The following is a 2,472-nucleotide window of genomic DNA, read 5'->3' as shown; positions in this document are numbered from 1 at the left end:
CGAATAACTTCAGTTAATTGACCCCCTTCATCATAGCCAACATATCCAGGAGGTGCCCTATTAAACGAGAAACAGAATGTTTTTCCATATACTCAGACATATCAATGCGTACCATCGCATCTGCAGTGTCAAATAAATATGCTGCCAATGCTTTTCCTAATTCTGTTTTACCAACACCAGTAGGACCGAGGAAAATAAAACTCGCCACTGGACGGTTGGGATCTGCTAAACCTGCACGTGATCGCTGAATAGCATCAGCAACAGCAGTTACTGCCTCATCCTGACCAATAACTCGCTGATGTAATTCTTCTTCGAGGTGTAGCAGCTTCTCTTTTTCTGACTCCACCAACTTACTGATGGGAATACCAGTCCACTTAGAAATAATTTCAGCAATATCTGCTTCTGTCACCTCTTCCCGCAACAAAGTTTGACCACTGGTTTGAGTTGCTTCGAGTTTAGTTTCTGCTTCTTCTACTTGTTTTTGTAGATTAATCAGATTACCGTATTTCAACTCAGCAGCACGGTTGAGGTCATAATTTCGCTCTGCTTGCTGAATCTCAATATTGACTTTATCCATCTCTTCCTTGAGGGTCTGAATTTTACCAATGATGCCTTTTTCTGATTCCCACTGAGCATTTAGGGTGCGTTGCCCTTCTTTCAAGTTTGCTAAATCTTTTTCTAGTCTCTCTAACCTTTCTTTGGAAGCAGCATCACTTTCTTTTTGCAGTGATAACTTCTCCATTTCTAGTTGCAGGATCTTGCGGTCAATTTCGTCAAGTTCTTCTGGTTTGGAGGTAATTTCCATTTTCAGTTTAGCCGCAGCTTCGTCTACAAGATCTATCGCTTTGTCTGGTAGAAAGCGATCGCTAATATAGCGAGTGGACAGAGTAGCAGCAGCGACGAGGGAACTATCGGAGATTTTCACGCCGTGATGTACTTCATAACGTTCCTTGAGACCCCGTAAAATTGAGATGGTATCTCCTACACTGGGTTGATCGACATAAACTTGTTGGAAACGACGTTCTAAGGCAGCATCTTTTTCAATATATTTACGATACTCATCGAGAGTTGTTGCTCCAATACAGCGGAGTTCGCCTCTAGCTAACATTGGTTTGAGGAGATTGCCTGCATCCATAGCACCTTGGGTTGCCCCTGCTCCAACAACTGTGTGAATCTCATCTATAAATAAGATAACTTTACCGTCTGAGTCTGTGACTTCTTTGAGAACAGCTTTCAGACGCTCTTCAAATTCGCCTCTAAATTTAGCACCAGCAATTAAAGCACCCATGTCTAGGGCAATGAGTTGACGTTCTTTCAGAGACTGTGGAACATCTCCAGCAATAATACGTTGGGCGAGACCTTCGGCGATCGCTGTTTTGCCGACTCCAGGTTCACCTATTAATACTGGGTTGTTTTTGGTGCGACGACTGAGTATTTGAATAGTGCGTCGAATTTCATCATCGCGTCCAATAACAGGGTCGAGTTTACCTTCGCGAGCAAATTCTGTCAGGTCGCGACCATATTTTTCCAGAGCTTCGTATTTACCTTCTGGGTTTTTGTCTGTTACTTTTTGGTTGCCTCTAACTTGGGAAATAGTTTCTTTAAGTTTGGCTTCATCTAGTTTAAATTCTTGATAGAGATTTTTACCAAAGCGATTGTCTTTGAGATAAGCAAGCATGAAATGTTCGACGGAGATATATTCGTCTCCATATTCTTGACGATATTTTTCGGCATTGTCTGATAAGGAGTCTAGACTACGACCTAAGTAGATATTGTTGGGTGTATTTTTAACTTTGGGTTGACGACTAACAAATGTATCTGTGTATTCTTGTACTCTAGAAGTTGAGATTCCTGCTTTGTTAAATAGACTGGTTGCGAGTCCATTTTGTTCTAACAAAGCTTTCATTAAGTGTTCGGTTTCGATTTGTTGTTGTTGAGAGGTTTTAGCGATGTCAGGGGTACGGGATATAGCTTCCCAAGTTTTTTCTGTAAATTGGTTAGGATTATTTAGTTGCATATTTTTTTGTTTTTCTTTAGTCTGTTTTTCTTTAATTTTAACTGGCTTTGTTGCAGAATTTTTAGTAGAAAAAACCGTTTTTTATTATAGGGTATTCACCCTTGGGTGTTACTTTAATGAAATTTAACTAATTTTTTTTATCCTAGAGTATTTAAATTTAATACCGTACTCTTTCTGGAAAACAAACAGTGACTTAACAATCTTTTTATGAGGTACTTTGCTATATCAACCTTTGCTCTCATTATTTTATATATAGTCATTTCAGTTGAGATTGAGAAAGGTATTTCTTGCATTGAAAAACTCGCGTTGCATAGTGACGAATGATTTTAGATTTTTGATGAACAGGATTTTGGATTAATCAATTGCTAGAATGATTGATATTAGGTTTTTTTTAGTCAAAGTCTAAACTAATTTTTGGCAATATCATTCCATAATGTGCAACCCCAAAATTTTAG

General features: G+C 38.9%; 1 pseudogene. It reads right to left on the bottom strand.

Annotated features, from left to right (window positions below):
- Positions 1–2,017, bottom strand: a pseudogene (locus tag F6K13_RS28255) (AAA family ATPase); the annotation flags it as partial.
- Between the last annotated feature and the right edge of the window lie 455 nt (positions 2,018–2,472).

The sequence above is a fragment of the Okeania sp. SIO2B9 genome, from assembly GCF_010672505.1.
Lineage (GTDB): Bacteria > Cyanobacteriota > Cyanobacteriia > Cyanobacteriales > Microcoleaceae > Okeania > Okeania hirsuta.
The sequence above is the reverse complement of the archived record's forward strand: the minus strand, read 5'-3'. Positions and strand labels throughout refer to the sequence as shown.